Source organism: Marinicella meishanensis (assembly GCF_019931145.1).
In the GTDB taxonomy this organism is placed as follows: Bacteria; Pseudomonadota; Gammaproteobacteria; order Xanthomonadales; family Marinicellaceae; genus Marinicella; species Marinicella meishanensis.
The window spans coordinates 189,772-211,343 of the sequence record NZ_JAIOUV010000003.1 but is presented as its reverse complement, the minus strand read 5'-3'; the positions used below and the strand labels follow the sequence as shown (position 1 = coordinate 211,343).

Here is a 21,572-nt window from a genome sequence, read left to right as displayed (position 1 = left end):
AAACCACTGCCACCAATGACATCTGCCAGTGGATTATCAACTTTGATCAAGCAGTGGCCGCTAACTAATCCAAGATCAGTCATTTAAATAATCAAAAATTCCGGTATTGATGCAGTTTTCAGGCGTGCTTGGAGAAGGGCAGTAATCAGCAGACAGTCTGATCATCTCCAACACATCCCCATTCTCTGACTCACCATATATCCGATCTGAGCTGATATTGGCCAAATCAATATTGAATTCTATACTGAGTATAGCAATAGAAAACTCACAAGTTGGCTGAGTATTCATGTTGACTTCTTTTAAGAAACAATCGATAGATCCGATTCGAACCAGTTCTGGAGGAGTTGGATAGTAATTGGCATTGAATCCTAAGCGGCCTTCATTATCAAATCGTCCAAGTGATACATGAACCAAAAAATTTGTAAACGTGTATGGTTCAGGTGCATTATCTGAAGAGGCTGCATCAATAAAAATGCTCCACCAGCCTTCCAATTCAGGGGTTGCAAAACTGGTTTGTTCACTGAAATACGACTCAAATGGAAAACCAAAATATAGGGGGACAATATTTTGCACCGCACCACCATTGACCGAAAAACTGGCATGGGCCAGTCGATTGAACACCACTTCGATGGAACCCATATCGATGTTCTGAGTGGGCACTTGGTGGGGGCAGTTCAAACAGGCCCCGCCGGAAAATTGTTCCAAAGGGGCGGTGACCCGCCACAACGCCCCATCCTCACTGGCGTCTTGTAATTGCCCGGAAAACAAGGCCCAGTCATCATCGCCATCCTCGTCATACCCAAAATAAAACCCCAATAAGCGATCATTTTGCACTTGGAACAAAAAACCTGAACCCGACTGCTCAGGATTAAACCAAGCCCCTTCATAAGGGGTTGGCTTAACAGTGTTTATTGCACAATCCGGACATGGCAAAGTGGGACCAGCTTGCGCAAAAGCTGAACCACATAAGCTCATTAAACCCAAAATGATAAAGTCATTGTTCATTGTTTTGCTATCAAAAAAGCCCGACCAAGTCGGGCTTTTGGGGTCGAAACTGAACCCGTGCTAGCCATCAAAACCGTTCTTGAAAATGATGTCTAAGCTTTCATAGGCACCCACATCGCAATCGGCATTGCCATCGCCATCGGCATCAATGGGTCTGGCTTTACCCGTTTGGTCAGTCGAAAACAGACAAGATACGCCAGGTATCACATCCACTGCTGGGCCGTTTGGAACCAAAGCATGGGTTGGTGTGGGTCCGCCATTGTCGGCCAAGTTGGCTTCCAGTATGCCGTTGGCGTCTTCCGTGGGCACGATGTCTGTGGCGCCCGGGGTGACTCCGGTCAGTCCCGAAGCAGAACTTTCGCCAAAAATGTTGTACGCATCCACTGTCACATATGAGCCGCCTCCGGCGGTCCAAGTGTTGGCCGTCACCGCGGTGTTACCGGATAACAAAGATTGAGATACGGCGATGTCGGTGCCGGTATTGGCCATGCCCCCACCATTGGCCTGGGATGAGTTTTGGGTCACAGTCACGCTGTTTAAATTCAATTCGATGCCATTACCAAAACCAATACTGGCTATGCCGCCACCATCAACCACAGCCGAATTGTTCGAAATGGTTGAGTTGGACACGCCCACCGTGACGCTGGCTGAATAATCGGTCACATACAGGCCGCCACCACCCGCTGCAACGGCCACGTTGTCATTGCCCGTGATGGTCGAATTGTTGATGTCGAGGTAGCCACCATTGATGGACACCCCGCCATTGTAATACTGACCTGGATTGGCTGTGTTGTTCTCAATCACTGAATTGTTGATGCTGGAGGCGGCTGCGTTGTACAACCAAACAGCGCCACCGTTGTTGCCTGAAATGATGGAATCATTGATTTGCACACTGCCACCAGGCCGCACCACCACCCCGCCGCCAAAATTATTGGGACTGATGCTGCCACCCGTGATGGTGGCCTCATTGATGATGGCATTGCTACCGCCTGCGATGTAAATCAGTGGAAACTCCGGTGCACCCGCGTCCCTTTCAATGATGGAACCGTTGCCATTGATGGTGATGTTTGAAGTTAAATTCGGCATGGCAGCGGTTTGCGTGAATGGGCTGCCGGCAATGTCCAGATCCAGTACGTCGTCACCCGCGCCTGCGGTACAGCCTCCAGCCACCGCATCGGTGTTGGCAGCCGTGATGGCGTCAGCCAATGTACAAGTGGTGCCATCCACCGCGATGTTGGCGGCCTGGGCCGCAGTGGTGAGCTCGATCAATAAAGCCGAAACCAAGGCCGTTCTCTTTAAGTGAGAATTTTTTTTATGCATGTTTATACCCTTTATTGTTAATACCAGGTATCAAAATACCACAGCTGGCTGCTGGGCTCAATGAAAACCGTGACCAGACTCATATAAACCAGGACATGTCTGCCAACAGAACATCCAGGGATTCAATGACAAAACGATTCTGGCGGTGCCTATTGGAGTCATGACTGACGCAGTTTGCGCAATTGCTGCTGCACTTGCTCAATCACCGGTTGCCATCCAAAACCATCGCTTTGTCTGAACAAGCGGGCGGTGGGGTACCATTCACTGGTCTCACCATCCAGATGCCAACGCCAATCGGCGTTTTCACACAACAGAAGCCAGGTGGGTTTACCCAAGGCAGCAGCCAAATGGGCCACGGCCGTATCGACCGCGATCACCAGGTCCATTTGTTCAACCAACGCCGCGGTGCGGGCATAGCCCGGTAATTCCGGTTCCAGATCGGTGATGCCATGTTGTTTCAACAAGTCCCTTTCCTTGGCACTCAAAGGCATTTGTAAGGCATAAAACTGGGCCTCAATGCCTTCGCTCACCGGCAACAAATCAACCAGCGCCATGGAACGGGAGCGGTCATTGACATGGGTCGGCGATCCGGCCCAGGCCAAGCCCACTTTGAACTCACCGGACAGTTGGCTCACCACCACCTGCTCTGGCACGGTCACGTATTTTTCAGGGGCCGGCAAATTGTCCAAGGTGATGCCCAGGTAACGGGGCAGACTCATCAAGGGACAATAGACATCAAACAAATCCTGACTCAAGGCACCGGGGATGCGGCTTTGGCTGACCCCCGGAATTTCGGCGGCCAGGGCTTGTAAGTTTTCTGGGCCAAAATAGATGATTTCCTTACAGCGCTCGGCCAACAGCGGCAAGAACCGCCAAAACATGATGTGATCACCGTTGCCTTGTTCGGAATGCACCAAGATGGTTTGCTCACTGATGTCTTCACCTTGCCACTGTGATTTGTTGCATTTAAAGGACACAAATTGCGGGGTTTGCCAACGCCAATCGTATTCTGCCCAGCCTGCTGCATATTGTTTCTGTTTCAACAACAACATGCCCCGATTGAAATGGGACATGGCATGTTGTTGGTCGGTGGCAATGGCTTGATCAAACCAATGCATGGCCTGTTCAGTGTCCAGTTTTTCCATATAAGCACAGCCGATTGAATTCATCGCTTCGGCATTGTCAGGATTCAGTTGCAACACCCTTTGCAATTGCTCGACGGCCTCATCCCAGCGCTTGGCATCGACCAAACACAAACCGTATTGTTGATTGGTGTTGATGTGATCGGGGTGGGCTTGCAGGATGGCTTGGTATTGCTTGATGGCCTCTTCCAACTCGCCGTTAACATGCGCCCTTGAAGCGGCTTCCAAGGCGGCTTGCACCGGATCGGCCGGCGCCAAGTTTTTCAACACCTCATTGGACAATTCATAAGACGTGCCCAGGAATGGACTTTGCGGGTCCAAGATGGCGGCAAATTGATGTGGCAGTGCTTTGACTTCAAACACCTCTTGCACGTTGCCAGTGAACACCAAAAAAGCCACAATCTGACCATTTTGGGTGTCCACCACCCACACCCCACTTTGCCGTTCTTCCACCCGTTTGGTCAAGGGCAAACCGGCAAAGGTGGCACTTTCCCGGATTTGTGACAGACCGATGATGGCATAGCGGTCAATGAAATCCAGGCCCCGGGCAAAACCAGGCAGTTCAGCCACCACTTCAGGCGCTTGGCCCAGTTCCATGCGCATCAATTGTCCCGAGCCGGAGGACAAAAACCACAAGGCATTGTTGAACCATCGCGGTGAGTGCGGCATGCACAAGCCATCCACCAGCACTTCGTTGTTGGTGATGTCCATGATCTGACCGCCGGAAATTTTATTCTTGCGCCACCCACCGGGCTCATCCGAGGCACCCAGCATGCTCACATAACGCGGCACCCCATCGCGGAATCCCAGACCATTCAAATGGCAGCGATCGGTCAGGTCATAAGCCGTGATGAACGGCGGGCGCCATTCGGGTTTGAAACTGTGGTCCTGATCCAAAGTCGCCAAGCACGACATTTTGGTGTTGATGAACCACAACTTATCAAATTTGTCATAACCCATTTCATGGATGTCGATGGCACCCGTGAAATGAATTTTGCGTGGCAGGTAACAGGCATCCACCTGATCCCCTTGCCCGGCTTTGGGGCCGACCGCGGCCAAATTACGGAAGGTGGTCACCGAACAGGCGCCACCGATGGAAAACTCATTGTTGCGGCGGGCGATGCCCATGGGACGATCAAAACCCATGAAGTGGGTGTTGATACCCTGACCTTGTGGACGGATCATCACCACCTGTCCGGCTTGGTAGGTGGTGACCAACAGGTTGCATTTACCCAAGGTAAGCAGTTCACGAAAAGAATCGGTGGATTTGCTAGAAAAAGTCTCGGCCATGGGTCAGGTCAACATACAAAAAGAATCGACATTATGCCATTTTGCCGACCATTAGTTAAGCCACAAAAAAGGCCCATCGTTGATGGGCCTGGTCCTGCGCTTGAATGGGCTTCAGTATTGCACCACTTTTTGGTGAATGGTGCCGAAGATGTTGTGCCCTTGCTCGTCGGTGATTTCAATTTTGACGTCATCGCCAAACTGCATGAACGGGGTTTTGGCGGCGCCATCGGCGATCACTTCCAACACCCGCTTCTCTGCCAAGCATGTGGACCCTTTGGCCATGTCATGGTTGGCAATGGTGCCCGAACCGATGATGGCGCCGGCGGCCAATGGTCTGGTTTTGGCTGCATGGGCCACCAATTCAGCGAAGTCAAATTGCATGTCCACGCCACAATCGGGCTCACCGAACCATTCACCATTGAGCCAGGTGCGCATCGGCAGGTGAATTTTTTGGTCACGCCACGCGGCGCCCAATTCATCGGGGGTCACAAAGAACGGCGACAAGGCGGTTCTGGGTTTGGACTGCATGAAGCCAAAGCCCTTGGCCAGTTCGGCAGGGATCAGGTTGCGCAGTGACACGTCATTCAAAATACAAACCAACTGGATGCACTGCGCGGCTTCGGCAACCGAGGCATTCATTGGCACATCTGAAGTGATCACCGCCGCTTCGGCTTCAAAATCAATGCCGTACTCTTCGCTCACCACCTCAATGTCCTGATTGTGCGCCAAAAAGCCGTCACTCACTGCTTGGTACATCAATGGATCCACTTTGAAACTCGGCGGCATTTCGGCCCCCCGTGCTTTGCGCACGCGCTCAACGTGGGCCAAGTAAGCACTGCCATCAAGGAATTGGTAGGCCCTGGGTAACGGCGCGATCACCTCATTCAAATCCAAATCAAAGGCATCATTCAAGCCACCGTGATTCAAATGCTCATACACGGTGTTCAATTGCGGCGCGACATTGTCCCAGTGGTCCAAGGCTTGTTGCATGGTCGCGGCAATGTGGGGCACCTTCACGGCTTGGGTGCCGGCGCGGTTGACCACGATCAATTGGCCATCGCGGGTTTGGTTGTTCAAAGTTGCTAATTTCATGTTTTGGGTCTCAAAAATAATCTTCAGTTGTCTTGATTCATCCCATCAACCAATCCAGAGGACTGGTCATGGGCTGGGTCTGTCAATGTCGATGGTCTCACTTGGGTTCTTTCCAGGAATTGACGTAATCAGGCCATTCCACTTGCTCAGCCGCATCACAAACTTCCAGCGGATCACGGGTATCGATCATCACCGCCACTTCTTCGGTCATGGCATTTTTTTGTTCAAAGGCATGGTTCATGGCTTTGGGGTGGGGCCCATGGGTAAAACCGGTGGGGTGTAAAGTGATCATGCCGGGATGGATGTTGTCGCGGGAAAAGAAATTACCGGCATGGTAAAACAACACCTCATCGTAATCATCATTGTTGTGATAAAACGGCACCTTCAAGGCTTCCGGGTCGGTTTCAAACAAGCGCGGCACAAAGGTACAAACCACAAAGCGGTTGCCCAAGAATGTGGTGTGGGCCGATGGCGGCACATGGAAGCGGTGGCTCATGACCGGTGAAATGTCCCGCCAATTCAAGGCCACGGGCATCAAATCACCTTGCCAACCCATGGCGTCCAAGGGGTTGAATGGGTAATTGATGGTGGACACTTTTTGCAGGCGTTTGACCAAAACCGTCCAGGCTTCCTCACTGTACTGAGCCTGGAATGCCGCATCGATATCTGGGGTGCGGTAGACGGCGGCATCGACGATGGCATTGGGACCCAACAAGCCTTTGTCAGGCAACTGGTAATGGCCGTTGGTCGATTCCACCAGCAGGATTTGACACGGGTTGGTCAACTCCAAGCGCCACATGGTGCCTTTGGGCAACATCAGGTAATCACCTTCTTTGATGGTCATGTGGCCAAAATCGCAAAACAGCTCAGCCGTACCCTGGTGGAAGAACAGCAAGTCATCACCGTCGGCATTGCGCACCAGTTTGCGCATGCTTTGTTCAAGCTTCAACAGGCGAATTTTGACGCTGTTGTTTTGCATCAACACATGGGCATCCCAGGGTGTTTCCTGTCCCGAACCAAACAGGTTGGTGTCAAACGCCCGTGGGCGGTTGTCCCCATCAAAATCAGTCCAGCCGGTGTGTTTATGGCTGTGATAAAAATGGGTCACTGGACCAAAGAAACCTTCTTTACCCATTTCCCGTTCGTAACTGTCTTGCGGCAAACCCAGGTGGGCTTGTTTGGCCACCCGACCTTGCTTCTTATAAAAATTAAACCATTTGCCGTTCATGCGAACCTCACTCCTTATAAATACCCACGGCGCTGTTGTTCCAGCTCAATGGAATCAAACAAAGCCTGGAAGTTGCCTTCACCAAAGCCGTCATTGCCTTTGCGTTGAATGATTTCAAAGAAAATCGGCCCGATGTTGGTGTTGGTGAAAATTTGCAGCAGAATTTGTTTCTTGGTGGCTTCATCGGCATCAATCAAAATGTGGTTCTTTTGCATGCGGACCACATCTTCTTCATGCTCAGGCACCCGCCGATCAATGATGCTGTAATAGGTTTCTGGGGTGACCAAAAACTCCACCCCGGCAGCGCGCATCGATTCCACCGACTCATAAATGTTTTCGGTGTATAAAGCAATGTGTTGGATCCCCTCTCCATGGTATTCATCCAAATATTCATTGATTTGCGACTTGGGATCTTCTGATTCATTCAAAGGGATTTTCACCGAACCATTGGGGCTGGTCATGGCTTTGGACACCAAACCGGTTTTCTGCCCCTTGATGTCAAAGTAACGAATTTCTGAGAAATCAAACAATTCTTCATAATAACGGCTCCACTTTTCCATGTTGCCAAAATACACATTGTGGGTCAGGTGGTCGATGAAGGTCAGGCCAAAACCGGTGGGGTGTTGGTTCATGCCAACGATGTCATCGAAGTCGGCTTCCAGCATGGCGGCGTAGCTGGTTTTGTCCAGCACATACAAGGCGGCATCACCAATGCCTTTGATGGCCGGGAAGTTCAGACCGTTGGTCACTTCAATTTGTTCTGAACCGCCTTTCAGGCTGTGCGCCAAGGCCACCTCTTTGTCATCGAACACAATGGAAAAACCACTGGCACAAGGCCCGTGGGCAGCAGCAAAATCGGCCGCAAAGCCGCTGTCACATTCATTGATGTAAAAGTCGGTTTGCCCTTGTCGGTACAAGGTGATGGGTTTGCTTTTGTGTCGTTTGATGGCGGTGAAACCCATTTGGCGGAATAACTGATGTAATGGCGCGGCGTCCTGGGCCGCGTATTCAATGAATCCAAAACCGTTGATGGTTGCTGTCATGTGTGGTCCCCAATGGTGAATGATAAAAGGCCATTTTACCGCGATTTAGTTTCATTTGAAACCACTTTTGGTTTCAAATGAAACAAAAAATGGTTACACTGTGGAAATGAACCTCAATGAATTCTTACCCTATCAATTGTCGGTCCTCAGCCTGAAAGTGTCCAAAGGCATTGCCGAACATTACCAAGACCAGTTCGGCATCAACATTTCAGAATGGCGGGTGTTGGTCATCTTGTACAAAAACCCAGACATCACCGCCAAGAAAATCGCCCAATTGTCAGAAATGGACAAAGTGCGCATCAGCCGCACATTGAAGTCATTGTTGGAAAAAGACTATGTCCAACAGCGGCCCCACCCCTTGGATGCCCGGGCCAAGAACTTTGAATTGAATGGTCGCGGCAAATATTTGATGCGGGCGGTGATCCCCGATGCCCTGCGCTATGAAGAAGAATTGCTCAGCCAACTGAGCGCCGAAGAGCGCGATCAACTGTCGCATTTGATAGGCAAATTCAATCGGATTTTGGGTTAGATCAATAAATATTTTTTTCTTTTAAAGCTGAAATAAACTCTTCAAAATCCGAAACGCTTACATTGGTTATGGTTTCTGTTAATGAGATACTCACAGAGATGTTTTCATCGATCGGTAAATCATCTAATTTTTCTGCAAGATCGCTTGCAAAATCTTTTAGAAATATCAACACAGATTCATAACTACCAAAATTTTCAGAGTACCACTTTTCATATTTATCTGTCCCAATACTGTTTTCTTCTTTATGAGCAACAAGCTTACTTCTCATGATACTTATTTTACTATAATCATCCTTCAAGTCTTCAAGAGTAGTAAATGGATTGTTTTTCAATTCTTTATTTAAGATTGTCCAAGCATCAAACAAAGACAATAAAGTATTTTCAACTACATGCCTCATTGATAATGGAATTAAAAATCTCAATACAGGGTTATTGGTATCATGAGGATAGCTGGATTCAATGTTAATAACATTTTTGACCATTGTTGGAAGTACAAACTCAGCCCAAAATCCAAACGCTTCAAGCTTAGCAATTCTTTGCTTTGATTTTTCTTTCTGATTCATACTAAAAATATATGGGGTCAATGATGTAATTTAAACTGAATTGGATTTAATTACTTAATTTGACTAATCTACGGAATGAATCCAATCGTTTATTAAAAGCCGTCATCCTCGGGCTTGACCCGGGGATCCATTTCTGATGCACTCAAATGACCTCATGGAATAAATCGAGCCCTTCAGGGTTGAACTTATCAATCAATTCGACCTGCTTCTGCTGATTCCAATCTTGCAGTAGTTTTTCCCTTTTAATGGATTCATACATATTGCTGTGTTGCTCATAATAGACCAACTTGTGGGTTTTGCATTTTGATGTGAACCCTTCGAATGCAGCTGTGCGATGTCGTTGGACTCATTTTACTAAGTCGCTGGTAACACCTGTGTCAAGAGTGCCTTGAGTTCAGTTTGATAGGATCTAAACAGTGCATTGCTTCAACATGCCTGTTCAAATATTCAGTGGATCCCCGGGTCAAGCCCGAAGATGACGGATACCAATTGAAATTAAATGTAAGTAAGTAGATTTTGATTGATTTGCGGGGTTCGGTCCAATCAATGATTCTGAATGGAGAGTAATTAAGTTTGATGTGATTCAGCCTTCAGGTCTTGGCTTCCAACTCATCCCAGCGGGCGTAAGCAGCCTGCAGGTCCTGTTCCATTTGGGCCAATTCAGTGGTGACTTGTTTGATGGTGGCGGCATCCTGGCTGTAAAAATCCGGCTCGCAGACTTGGTTTGACAAGGTGGTGATGGCGGATTCCAAGGCATCGATTTTTTCGGGCAGTTGTTCCAATTCATATTTTTCATTGAAACTGAGCTTTTTGTCCGAGATTTTTTTGGGCTTTTCAGTGGCCACCGTTTTTTTCTCTGGTTTGGCTTCAACCGGCGTTTTGCGTTGGCGCAGGTAGTCTTCATACCCGCCGACATATTCATTGACTTGGTACTGCCCATCCACTGGGTTTTCAAACACGATGGTCTGGGTGCAGACGTGGTCGATGAAGTCCCGGTCATGGCTGATCAGGATCAGAGTGCCTTGAAACTCGAACAACAGGTCTTGAATCAAGTCCAAGGTTTCCATGTCCAGATCATTGGTTGGCTCATCCATCACAATGACGTTGGCGGGTCGCGCAAACAATCGGGCCAACAACAATCGGGAGCGTTCACCGCCTGACAACACGCTGGCCGGACCCCGAATTTTCTCGGCACTGAACAAAAAGTCTTGTAAATAGGAAATCACATGGCGGGACTTGCCATTGATTTCGACGAAGTCGGTGCCCAATTGCAGGTTGTTTTGTACCGTGTCTTCATCGTTGATGGCTTGTTTCAATTGATCAAAATAAGCCACTTCCAAACCGGTTCCCAATTTCACCGAACCGCTGTCTGGTTCCAACTCACCCAACAGCAAACGCACCAAAGTGGTCTTGCCCACCCCGTTGGGTCCTATGATGCCGACTTTGTCACCGCGCATGATTTTGCAGGTCAGGCCCTGGACGATGGTTTGGTCACCGTATTGAAATCCCAGGTTGTGGGTGACGATGACTTTTTTACCGCTGGCTTCGGCCACATTGATGCTGGCCTGAGTGGTGCCCGATTGTTGCCGCCGATTTTTGCGCTCCTCGCGCAAGGCCACCAGATCCCTGACCCGACTTTCACTGCGGGTGCGGCGGGCTTTGATGCCTTGACGCACCCAAATTTCTTCTTGGCTGAGCTTTTTGTCCAAGCGCTGCCATTCTTTGACCTCAGCCGCCAGCCGGGCTTCACGGCGCTCCAAATATTTGTCATAGCCACAAACGTATTGGTGAATGTGCCCGCGGTCCAGTTCGATGATGCCATTGGCGATGTGCCGCAGAAAGGCCCGGTCATGGGTCACAAACACCACCGCACAATGCAACCGCGCCACCAGGTCCTGTAACCACAGGATGCTTTCGATGTCCAAATGGTTGGTGGGCTCATCCAACAACAACACATCGGGTTGTTGCACCAGGGCCGCCGCCAGATTGATGCGGCGCCGAACCCCGCCTGACAATGACCTGATCACCGCATCGGGCTCCAGCTTCAAGCGCGAGGTCACCACTTCGATTTGTTGCAACAAATCCCAACCGTGGTGCTCATCGATCACTTGTTGGTGCCGAGCCAATTGTTGGGGGTCGGTGGTTGACTCATATTGTTCCAGGGCATGACCCACCTGGCCCAAAGCATGCAACAAAAACTGACGCACCGTTGATTCGGATTCATCGGCGGCCGATTGTTTCATCATCGCCACTTTGATGCCGTCTTGTTTGATCACTTGACCGTCATCCACTGGGATTTCGCCGGCCATGATCTTCAACAAAGTGGATTTTCCTTCACCATTGCGCCCGATCAAAGCCAGCTTTTCACCTTTGTTGATGGTCAGGTTGACTGCATCCAACACCGGCTTGGCACCAAAATCAATGGAGACACGATCAAAATGAATCAGGGACATGAGATAAATAGGCTGACAAAGGCCCACATTGTAATCAGAACACCGCCAAGCTCAAGTGATTGCCGGGCTTTTTGTGTGGTTCGATGAATTCATTGACCAAATTTGACACTTTTTAAGATGTACGTAAAATGACATTTTTATACCACCGAATTCTTTTGATGGCCGTCACAGTTTTGCCATCAAGTATTGCCTAAATTTGCTGCAAAGGGTCAATAACAGGCATAAAATGAATTTCGATGAACAACGCCTTGCACAGTTGAAAACAGTTCCTAAGCTCAATTTGAACATACCGGACCACACCATCCTTGACAAGATTGGCGAGGGCGGCATGTCGGCGGTTTATTTGGGCCGTCAAATTTCTCTGCAGCGCAAGGTGGCGATCAAAGTGTTGAAAAAATTGGTCATGGACGACAAAAATCTGGCCGAGCGCTTTGTCGATGAAGCCAAAACAGTGGCTTCGCTGGACCACCCCCACATCATCAGCATTTATGAGGCCAAGAAACTGCCCTCGGGCTTGGCCTATTTCACCATGCCCTACCTCACCCACGGTGATTTTGGTGAAATCATTTGTACCAGCTCTGATCATCTGATTGAGCTGCTGTGCCAAATTTGTGATGGCCTGTCGCATGCCCACCAACACGGCATCATCCACCGGGATTTGAAACCTGACAACATTTTGTTTGATCAGTTTGGCCGCATCAAGATCGCCGATTTCGGCATCGCGATCTCGAAAAACACCAAACGCAAAACCAAAGAGACGCAATTGTTGGGCAGTGCCCATTTCATGAGCCCGGAACAAATTCAATCCAAAGAAATTGACCGACACAGCGACATCTACAGTTTGGGTTGCATCATATATGAGAAATTGACCGGCGATCATGTGTTCCAGGCCAACAACGATTTTTCCATCTTGATGTCGCACATCAACAAGCCCATCCCAGAACTGCCTGCGGCCCTGGCAGAATGGCAACCGATCATTGACAATTGTCTGGCCAAAGACCCCAACGAACGGTATGACACGGTTGAAGAACTGAAAGATGCGTTGTTGGCGATCAAGTATGGTAAACACCGGCAACCAGCGGAAACCCCGACGGCCACCCAACCCGGGCACAAAAAGCCTTACCTTTGGGGTGCCCTGGCCGGCTTGGTGTTGGTGGCCATGGCGGCCCTGTTTTTCACCCGCCACAGTGACGATGAACCGGTGGCTGCAAGCACCGAGGTGGTGGCCAGTGAAACCCAAGCCGAAGTGCCAGAGCCGGTGGTGGAAGCCACGCCATCCAAACCATTGGAATTGTCGGTCGGCGTGGTCACCGTGGCCGATGAAGCCGCCGAAGAAAAGGTCGATTTAACCGGCAATCTGGACAACGAAACCATCAACCAAATGTCGGTGGAAGTGACCCTCAATGAAGCCCAAGAATTGTTACAACGGTATCGCTTAACCAAACCCAAAGGGGACAATGCCGCTGACAAGTTTTATCAAGTGCTGTTGGAACAACCGAACAATGAAGCCGCCCGCAATGGCTTGCATCAAGTGGGCCGCTACTATTTCAATTTGATCGACCGCAAACTGGAAGAACAGGCCTTTGATGAGGCCCTGACGCACCTGGAATCCTTTGTTGAATACCTGGATGCCTACCAAATCAACAGTGCCCAGTTTGACAGCTCCATCAGCAACATCCTCAGCACCACCCAAGGCTTGGTCAACCAAGCCGTGACCCTGCGCCGCAACAACCCACTGGCTGAGCGCTATTTAAACATGTCAGCGGTATTGAAACCTGATTATGCTTTTGTCACCGATTTACAAAACTCTTACAACAACATCCCCCAGACCGGCGATGTATACGATGATCAGTTGGGCCATCGGTTCATTTTCTTTGCGGTGCCCAACGGCTCCACCTTGACTGATTTCTTACTCGGTGAGCACGAGGTGACTGTGGGCCAATTCGCCCAATTTGCTGGCGACGGCATGACCGATGACAAGTGTCACCATTTTGACAAGAAAGTGTTTTTCAAAAAAACCTGGGAAAAGCCACCATTTGAGCAAAGCAACTCCCACCCAGTGGTCTGCGTGACCGCGGCCCATGCCGAGGCCTATGCCAACTGGCTGTCGGACCAGACTGGGCACCGTTATCGCTTGCCCACCAACCAAGAATACCAACTGCTCAACCGCCAATTGACCACCCAACTTGATTGCCAGGTCGGTAATTTGGCGGGGCAAGAAATCGCTGGTGAAAGCAAAGCCACGGACAACCCACTGGCTTGTGAATCGGGTGCGGTGTTCACCACCGCCGTGAAAAGCCATCGAGCCCAAACCGGGGTCCATGATTTTGTCGGTAATGTCAGTGAGTGGGCCACCACCTGTGGCACCGCCAGTGCCTGTGCCATGGGCACTTCCTGGCGTTCAGGGGCCGGCACCACCAACAACACCCCGGTGGCGGCGCGTCCCGATGAAACCCATTCGCACATCGGCTTCCGCCTGGTCAGGGAATTGTGATCAAAGCGCCCCTGAGGCCTGCCAAACTCCTGTTACAAGCAGTTCACAAATCATGGCCAGCCTAGGTCCACACGGGGTGTCTGCACCAAATGATCGGTTTGCCAGATTTTTTGCATGGTTTTGGCATCGATGTTGCCGCCTGACAACACCACCATGATTTTTTGACTGGGTTTGCTGGGCCGCCCGCGCAACCACTGACAGACCCCATCCATGACCATGGCCGAAGTTGGCTCCACGTGCAGTTTCAACAAATGCTGTAACCACTGGGTCCAGTAGGCCATCGGGCTTTCTTCCACCGCAAAGAAACCATCCAATTGTTGGATGTGGGCAAAGGTTTTTTCCCCGACCGACAAAGTCATGGCCCCATCGGCCAAGGTTTTGGGGGCATCGTCCAAGTGCTGTATTTGACCACTCAGATAGGACCGCATGGCATCGTCCCCGGCTTTCGGTTCCACCGCGAACACTTGGGCCCGGGCTTGGGCATGGCGGGTGGCCACCAAGGTGCCAGAAATCAACCCACCGCCGCCACAGGGGGCAAAAACCGCATCCAGTGGTTGGTCGATTTGTTGCAAGGCTTCATACATGGCGGTGCCCTGCCCGGCGATCACCGACCAATCATTGAAGGGGGGTATCCAGTGCACCCCATCGGCTTGGGCCGCATCGGCCACCGCTTGATCGACGGCCTGGCGGGTGCTCAATGCAACCACTTCGGCCCCATAATCACGGATTGCCTGGGCCTTGACCTGTGATGCAAAGGTCGGCATATAAACCGCCGCAGGAAGGCCAAACAAACTGGCCGCCCAGGCCACCGCCTGACCGTGGTTACCTGATGAATTGGCCACCACTTGGCGGATGTTGGGCTGTTGCTCGCGCAGCACTTGCACCGCATTACAGCCGCCACGGGCTTTAAAAGCACCGACTTTCTGCAAGCACTCCACTTTGAAATGGATTTCATGTCCCAACCAATGGTTCAATCGGCTGGAGGTCACCACAGGGGTGTGGTTGATGTGGGGCAAAATGCGCTGGTGGGCGGCTTGGATGTCTTGGATGGTGATCATGATTTTTGATAGATGAGCATTTGGTTGTTGGCGGGCAGGTCCAAATCGTGCAGCAATTGAATGCCATGCGGTGTCAGCAAGTCTGTGAGCCATTCGATGTCACGGATGCCACTGTCCGGATCCCGTTCTTTGAGCCATTGATCGAATTCGGCATTGGATGCGGTGGTGAATTGGCCACCGTATTTGAATGGCCCATAGATGAACAGCCGGTTGCCCGCCTCCAGGTTATGCCCCAGATCAAGACACAAATTGGCAATCAATGCCGCACTGATGATGTGTAAGGTGTTGGCTGTGAACACCACGTCGAGCGACACCATGGGCCACGGATCCTGGCCAATGGTGTACTGCACCGGTGGTATGATGGCGGCATCGGGCACTTCGTCCAGCCACTGTTGAATGCCCGCATGGTTGGCGGCCACATCAGATGTCTGCCAGGTCAATTGTGGTAACTGAGGCGCCATGAACACGGCGTGTTGTCCGGTGCCGCTGCCCACCTCAAACAACCGCCGGTCACCAGGTCGCAGGTGCTGCCGCAAGGACTCCAGAATCACCGCTTGGTTGCGTTCACAAGCGGGGGCAAAAGGTTTGTCAGTGGTCATGGCTCGGTTCAACATTCATGGTTTCAGCGACACCAACAGGATGTCAGATTCGGCGCGATCGGTGCGGGTCAACAAAATTTGAGTCTCAGCGCGATTCACACTCAATGAAGTGCCCACCGAATACGGCCGATGGTCGGTGATCTTGCGGCGGGTGCCGGTGCGCAAATCCAGGTGCCACAAACCCGCATCTTCGCCACCCTGGTCATGGTACACCGAATGGTTGACGGTGGTCCACAGATTCAAAGCCTGTCGCGAAAAATCAGCCAATAACAAAGACTCTTGTTGGGACACTGGATCATACAAGTACAAACCATCGGCATCGCTTTTGCTGTACAGCAATTGTCCGTCAGTGGTCACCATGAAGCGACTGACTGCCAACGGCGGCAACACCGACACCTGTCCTGTTTGCCAATGCAAGATGCGGTTGTGCACCGCCGCCGATTTGGCCAAAGCAAAATACGCACCCTGGTGAAATTGGGTGTCCATGTGACCCATGCCAAAATCGATGGTGTCGGTGCGCGAAGATGCCAAATCCAAAAGTAAGCTGCTGTAACCACTGGCATCATTGCGGGTCATGATGATTTGGTTGTCCGGCCCATGCCAATGCGGCCGGGTCAGTTTGGTCTCGGCCAAGGCAAACACTTGCTGTTCGGTCCCGGTATCCAGGTCATAGGACCAAATGGCACTTTGGTCTGAGCGGTTGCTGGAAAACAAAAAACGCCGGCCATTGGGCCCGAAGTTGGGATAATTGTCGTATTTGGTGGAATGCACCAAACGTTGCAGTTCACCGCTGGGGATGTCATACATCCAAATGTTCGCTTCATAACTGACTGTTTGATAAGTCATCAGCGCCCGGACCGCATCGAATGAGGGGTGTTGGGCGCCATAAGCCCCCAACAACTGTGGTTGGCGGTCGTGGATGTTGAGCACCCACAATTGGCGGCTGCCACTCAAATCCGAATCGAACACCACATGCTCATCATCGTACCAACTGTGGCTGATGGTGTAATGTTCGCCGCTGGTCAGCGGTTCAGCCTCACCGGTGGCTGAATTCTGCAACCACAAGTTGCGCACCGATTGGTTGCCACGGGAAAAGCTCAGCCACCGGCCATCGGGACTGAAGGCCGGTGACCAATCGGCCAAATCACTGCTGGGCGGTTGCGTCAATTCAATGACGCCGCCCCGATCAAAAGACCACTGCTGGATGCCAATCAAGCCAGCCGCATTCGGTGCTGAAAAGGCCAACAAACGCTGCGCTGCTTGCCAGGCCAAAGAGCGGGATTCACCGCTGTAGGCACAAGGCGCCAAGTCGGTGAAAGTGGCGCTGGCCATGTCATAAGCCTTCAAAAAACAACGGGTTTGATCACGGGCCGTCATGAACACCTGTCCGGTGGCGGGCGCATAGTAAGGCGATGCCAGGCGGTGCCTGGCCAGTTCGATGAGGTGTTGTTCATTGGCATCGGTCAATGACTGAATCACCACCACGCTGTCATTCGGTCGTTGTCGCACATAGGTCAGCCATTGACCATCGGCACTGAGGGTGCTTTGTTGTTCCATGCCGGGCAATGCCGTCACCCGACTGGCACCCGCCACCGCTTGCTGCAAGGTCTCGGCGACCGACTGGTGTGACGACCATGACCACACCAGACCCAGTAACAGCAACACCCCAAGCATCAGCAGGGCACCAACCGCTTGTCGTTGTCGGCGGTGGCGCAATGGTTGGGGTTGCAGCGCCAGTTGGTAGCCTTTTTTGGGGATGGTTTTGATGTATTTCGCTTGACTGGCTGAATCACCCAGCAATTTGCGCAATTCTGCGATGGTGCGGGACAAGGCGTCCTCATTGACCCATTTGTTGGTCCACACTTGGTCCAAAAATTGTTCGCGGGTCACCACTTTGGGCGCTTGCTTGACCAACAAGTTCAGCACCGCATTCAACTGGGTGGGCAAGCGCTGAATGGTGCGGCCTTGACGCAACTCCCCATTGTCTGGCCGGTATTGCCAATCGCCAAGCAACCAGGTCACAGCGGTGGGTGAACGGGTGGCAGATGGGTCGGCAATGTGGCGATCAGATGCGGTCATGAAGGGACAATAGGAGGTTTTCCGAAGGTTTTTGGGCTCACTGAATGGGTAAATTAACTGGCTTTCAACAACCTGAGATGAACATGAAACAGATATTGCTAATTGGCCTCATTATAACCACCCATTTTGCCCCGGCACAAGAAATGGGTAACCCCAATTGTGACTCCTTGTTGCTGGTCAGCAGCTGGAGTCGAGACAACGTCAAAATTTACGATGGTTGCGACGGCAGCTACGTGCGGGACTTGGCCGACACCGGGGTGTTGGACGGCCCGCAAGCCATGTTTGAGGACAGCAACGGTGATCTGGTGGTGGTCAGTGAATCCAATCATAAACTGGTTAAATTTGACCGCAACACCTTGTCCACCGCCACCACAGTGATTGCACCAGGGCTCATCGACAACCCCATTGCTGTGGTCAAAAAAACCGCTGACGAGATCTTTTTGGGCAGCTATTCGAGCAACACCATTTTGGAGATCAACACCAGTTCTTGGCAGGTGGGCAACACCTTGTTACCGGCTGGCAATAACAAAATCCAAGGCATCGACATCGGCATGGCCCTAAGCAACGATGGATTCTTGTATGTCCCTGGCTATGATTCTGACAGCATTCTGCGGGTCAACACCGCCAATGGCAGCACCACTCAATTCGTCAATTCAGGCCAGCACAACCTGGACCGACCCCGTTCCATTTTGTTGCTCAGCAACCAAATCCTGGTCACCGCCTGGGGCAACCAAGCAATCATGAGTTTTGGTTTGAATGGTCAATTTCAAGGCGAAGTGGTGTCGGGCTTTCCGGGGGCTGCCGGCCTGATCCAAGACGGACCTGAGCACATCCTGGTCACCAGTGACACCTTGAGCACCGTGCGCCGCTATCGTTTGAGTGACTTCAGTTTCGAAACCGTGGTGCCCAGCAGAAGTGGTGGCTTGGCCGGTGCCACTTTTGTTTATCGCTTAACCAAGGTGCGCAGCCAAACACCGATCACTGGCATGCGCCAAGCCTGGATGTCCGGGGTGGGCACCATTGATGGCAACCAGTTGTTGGTGTCAGAATTCACCACCACCGGTGGCCAATTTGGGGCCAATTTGGATCCCGAAGCCATCGACACCGTGTATTGGGGGGAGGTGCTGTTCACCTTCGACAGTTGCCACACCGCCACCATGAGTTACGCCTCTGACCTGACGGTCAATGAAGTACCATTTGGCACCGGCAGTTATGCCATTGAACGCTTGGCACAAAACCCAGCCGGGGCCGCTTGTGACGAATCCAGTTTTGCCCAAGTCACCGATGCCAGTTACATGACTGGGGTGTATTATGGTGGCCCCTCACGCAGTGGCGAAGGGTTCACCATCGACTACCTCAACCCCCAACAAGCGGTGGTGACTTGGTTCACTTACCTGCCAGCGGACTGCTCAGCCTGTTGAGCGCGTGCGCAACAAAACCGCACACAAAACACTGATGGCCAACCCAACCGGCAAAATTTCCAACAAGGTGATGAAGGCACGAAAATAAAAGCGCTCATACAGCGCGCCAAAGTCCGCCATTTGCTGTTGGGTTGCGGCCAGTTCTGCGGCCGAGGCGCCGGCACTTTGCAAGTCGGCCAAGTACGCTTGTTGATAGGCCTCCATGAAGTTTTGGCCGGCTTGCTGATAATAAACTTCCCAACCGATCACATACGCCGCGGCGGTGATCAAGGTGATCAACAAACCCACCATGAAGGCCGCTTTGAAGCCGATGACACCACCCAAATTGTGGTCTCGGTGCTGTTTGACCGCCACAAAAATCACCGACAAGCCGACGATCATGATCAGGTATCCCAACCATTCGGCTTGGCTGTGAGCGGCATCCGGGCCGGCGGTCCACAACACCGCAGCAGACACCCCAACCACCACCAAGCTGGCCAACAGGCCATGAATCAAGACAATTTTTTTCATCTGTTTCTCCTCGTTAATAGGGCCTCAATCATAGTCTTCGCGCTGAATTTGTCTTCACCCGATTAGGTGATTTTGACCTGTTGCCCATATTTGGGGTCACTTTTCGATGATGTTGAGGGCTTTGAGTTTGTTGATCGCTTGCAGGCGGTTGTTCACTTCCAGCTTGCTGAACCCATTTTTCAAATGGGTTTTGACTGTATTGATCGAGACAAACAATTCATCGGCAATGGCTTGGTTGGACAAGCCAGCAGCCAATTTCTGTAACACCGCCAATTCACGTTCCGACAATTGCAATGATTGGATGGCCTGGTGATTGACCTGGAACGGATCTTGGGTCGTTTTTTTCGGCCACAAATGGCCACTCAGCCACAATCCCAATGCGGTGAAAAACACCGCTATGAACAACCCATACAGTTGCCAACTGATGTCTTGCAACAGCCATTTGTATTCAAGCGTTTTCAACACCAACAACAAAACGGCCAAACCCAAGCCATAGATGATCGCAGTCTTGGTCATGCCACGGCACTCGGTTCATCGGGCTTGACCCGGCTTTGTGCCAAGCGCATGGTAACCACCGCAGAGAGAACCAATGCCGCACCCAACCACAACACCCAATTGGCACTGAACACCGTCAGCGGACCACCCACGGTGGCAATGATCACATTGGTGATGCAAAACGTACTGGTTTGCAAACCCATCACTTTGCCCTGCCCCAAATGACCGAATTGGTGAGACAAATAACTGGGTACCATGCCGTTGGTCATGGCGATGGTGCCGCCAATCACCGCAAACAGCACAAACGTCGCCGTCAAACCCAATAAGGGTTGAATCGTCAACAAAGCAGACAACACCAGCCCACCGACCAGCATGGCTTTGATTTCACCCCAGCGGGACTGTACTTTGGCCACCCACAGGCTGCTGACCAAAATCATCACCAGGGTTAAACTGACCGTGGCCATGGCGATCATTGGGCCATCGGCCTGATGGCGGTCAACAAACCACACCGGATAAAAGTCATAAAAGGCATTCAGCCCCATGGAGTACAGAAAATAGAACCAAAAAATGGGCCGGATCTCCGTGTGTTTCAACAAGGTCAGTGAATTGTTGGCTTTGATGGCTTGCCAAAAGGGCACGGCGTCTGTGGCTGGCTCATCCGCTTGAATCAACCACGCCACCAAGCTGGCTGACAGCAGCATGCCCAAACCCGCCAAGAGAAACACCTCGGCCACCCCATAGACCATCAAAAACCCACCAAACACCGGGCCCAGCAACCAACCGGTATAGGTGGCGGCATACACCATGGACAAGGCCTTGGTGCGATCGATGTGTGGATGCAGTTCGGCGGCGATGGCGCGGGCGATTGAAATGTTGCCCTCACAGACCCCGGTCAAAAATCGCGCCAATACGAAAAACACAAAGGATTCCTGATAGACGGCCCAGGCCGTCAAGCCATAGCCGACCACCGAACCGGCCAAGGTGATCAACAACACCCGTTTGCGACCAAAGCCGTCGGACAAAGCGCCGATGTAGATGCTGCCCAACAGCAACCCCAACGGATAGATGGCCAGGCATATGCCCAGCAAAATTTTTGGATGAAAACCCATGAAATGGGTCAGGTCATTGGCTGGATAGTCAATGAAATAAGGCGCCAACACCGGATAGGGCAAGGCGATGCCCAGGGTCCCCAACAGACCGACCAGCATCACTGTGACCAGCACCAATTGGGGATTTTGCTTCATCTCACACG

Annotated in this window: 17 protein-coding genes; 3 read left to right on the top strand and 14 right to left on the bottom strand. The window is 51.5% G+C overall.

Annotated elements, in window-relative coordinates:
* Positions 1 to 75: 75 nt before the first annotated feature.
* The 6 genes from K7G70_RS05825 to hppD all read right to left on the bottom strand — a co-directional run bounded on the left by K7G70_RS05825 (position 76) and on the right by hppD (position 8,120).
* Positions 76 to 1,005 (bottom strand): hypothetical protein, encoded by a 930-nt coding sequence (locus K7G70_RS05825; protein WP_223787669.1) that lies wholly within the window; start codon positions 1,003 to 1,005, stop codon positions 76 to 78.
* A gap of 60 nt (positions 1,006 to 1,065) precedes the next feature.
* Positions 1,066 to 2,325, bottom strand: coding sequence for a right-handed parallel beta-helix repeat-containing protein (locus tag K7G70_RS05820; RefSeq protein ID WP_223787668.1), 1,260 nt, complete (start codon positions 2,323 to 2,325; stop codon positions 1,066 to 1,068).
* Positions 2,326 to 2,483: 158 nt separating this feature from the next.
* Entirely contained in the window at positions 2,484 to 4,757 is a 2,274-nt protein-coding gene (locus K7G70_RS05815; RefSeq protein ID WP_223787667.1) for a TIGR03032 family protein, read from the bottom strand.
* Between the two features lie 111 nt (positions 4,758 to 4,868).
* On the bottom strand, positions 4,869 to 5,849 hold the full coding sequence (locus tag K7G70_RS05810; RefSeq protein WP_223787666.1) for a fumarylacetoacetate hydrolase family protein: 981 nt from the start codon (positions 5,847 to 5,849) through the stop codon (positions 4,869 to 4,871).
* A 97-nt stretch (positions 5,850 to 5,946) separates the two neighbouring features.
* Complete coding sequence (locus K7G70_RS05805; RefSeq protein WP_223787665.1) at positions 5,947 to 7,077, bottom strand: homogentisate 1,2-dioxygenase; 1,131 nt, start codon at positions 7,075 to 7,077, stop codon at positions 5,947 to 5,949.
* A gap of 14 nt (positions 7,078 to 7,091) precedes the next feature.
* Complete coding sequence (hppD, locus tag K7G70_RS05800) at positions 7,092 to 8,120, bottom strand: 4-hydroxyphenylpyruvate dioxygenase (RefSeq protein ID WP_223787664.1); 1,029 nt, start codon at positions 8,118 to 8,120, stop codon at positions 7,092 to 7,094.
* 106 nt (positions 8,121 to 8,226) lie between these two features.
* Between hppD and K7G70_RS05795 the strand changes: the two genes are divergently transcribed.
* Positions 8,227 to 8,649, top strand: a complete 423-nt coding sequence (locus K7G70_RS05795) for a MarR family winged helix-turn-helix transcriptional regulator (protein ID WP_223787663.1) — start codon at positions 8,227 to 8,229, stop codon at positions 8,647 to 8,649.
* A 1-nt stretch (position 8,650) separates the two neighbouring features.
* On the opposite strand, the gene K7G70_RS05790 is transcribed toward K7G70_RS05795, so the two are convergent.
* Together K7G70_RS05790 and K7G70_RS05785 are read right to left on the bottom strand one after the other, a co-directional pair.
* Positions 8,651 to 9,211, bottom strand: a complete 561-nt coding sequence (locus K7G70_RS05790; protein WP_223787662.1) for a hypothetical protein — start codon at positions 9,209 to 9,211, stop codon at positions 8,651 to 8,653.
* A 590-nt stretch (positions 9,212 to 9,801) separates the two neighbouring features.
* Entirely contained in the window at positions 9,802 to 11,664 is a 1,863-nt protein-coding gene (locus K7G70_RS05785) for an ATP-binding cassette domain-containing protein (protein ID WP_223787661.1), read from the bottom strand.
* A gap of 256 nt (positions 11,665 to 11,920) precedes the next feature.
* On the opposite strand from K7G70_RS05785, the gene K7G70_RS05780 reads away from it, so the two are divergent.
* The gene (locus tag K7G70_RS05780) at positions 11,921 to 14,158 is read left to right on the top strand and encodes a bifunctional serine/threonine-protein kinase/formylglycine-generating enzyme family protein (RefSeq protein ID WP_223787660.1); all 2,238 of its coding nucleotides are present in this window, start codon (positions 11,921 to 11,923) and stop codon (positions 14,156 to 14,158) included.
* A gap of 50 nt (positions 14,159 to 14,208) precedes the next feature.
* Here the strand turns inward: K7G70_RS05780 and K7G70_RS05775 are convergent, their stop codons facing one another.
* The 3 genes from K7G70_RS05775 to K7G70_RS05765 are packed head-to-tail and all read right to left on the bottom strand — an operon-like array spanning position 14,209 to position 17,894.
* The gene (locus K7G70_RS05775; protein ID WP_223787659.1) at positions 14,209 to 15,216 is read right to left on the bottom strand and encodes a serine/threonine dehydratase; all 1,008 of its coding nucleotides are present in this window, start codon (positions 15,214 to 15,216) and stop codon (positions 14,209 to 14,211) included.
* Entirely contained in the window at positions 15,213 to 15,815 is a 603-nt protein-coding gene (locus K7G70_RS05770) for a DUF938 domain-containing protein (RefSeq protein WP_223787658.1), read from the bottom strand. Before K7G70_RS05770 ends, K7G70_RS05775 begins: the two co-directional genes overlap by 4 nt.
* A gap of 15 nt (positions 15,816 to 15,830) precedes the next feature.
* Positions 15,831 to 17,894, bottom strand: coding sequence for a winged helix-turn-helix domain-containing protein (locus K7G70_RS05765; protein WP_223787657.1), 2,064 nt, complete (start codon positions 17,892 to 17,894; stop codon positions 15,831 to 15,833).
* Between the two features lie 83 nt (positions 17,895 to 17,977).
* Between K7G70_RS05765 and K7G70_RS05760 the strand changes: the two genes are divergently transcribed.
* Positions 17,978 to 19,315 carry an NHL repeat-containing protein gene (locus tag K7G70_RS05760; RefSeq protein ID WP_223787656.1) on the top strand — a complete coding sequence of 446 codons (1,338 nt, stop codon included), beginning with the start codon at positions 17,978 to 17,980 and terminating at the stop codon, positions 19,313 to 19,315.
* On the opposite strand, the gene K7G70_RS05755 is transcribed toward K7G70_RS05760, so the two are convergent.
* The 3 genes from K7G70_RS05755 to K7G70_RS05745 form a co-directional block, all read right to left on the bottom strand.
* Positions 19,304 to 19,825, bottom strand: coding sequence for a DUF4199 domain-containing protein (locus K7G70_RS05755; protein WP_223787655.1), 522 nt, complete (start codon positions 19,823 to 19,825; stop codon positions 19,304 to 19,306). The genes K7G70_RS05760 and K7G70_RS05755 overlap by 12 nt on opposite strands.
* Before the next feature lie 96 nt (positions 19,826 to 19,921).
* Positions 19,922 to 20,341, bottom strand: a complete 420-nt coding sequence (locus K7G70_RS18000; RefSeq protein ID WP_305067289.1) for a response regulator transcription factor — start codon at positions 20,339 to 20,341, stop codon at positions 19,922 to 19,924.
* Entirely contained in the window at positions 20,338 to 21,564 is a 1,227-nt protein-coding gene (locus K7G70_RS05745) for an MFS transporter (protein ID WP_223787654.1), read from the bottom strand. Before K7G70_RS05745 ends, K7G70_RS18000 begins: the two co-directional genes overlap by 4 nt.
* Positions 21,565 to 21,572 lie beyond the last annotated feature (8 nt).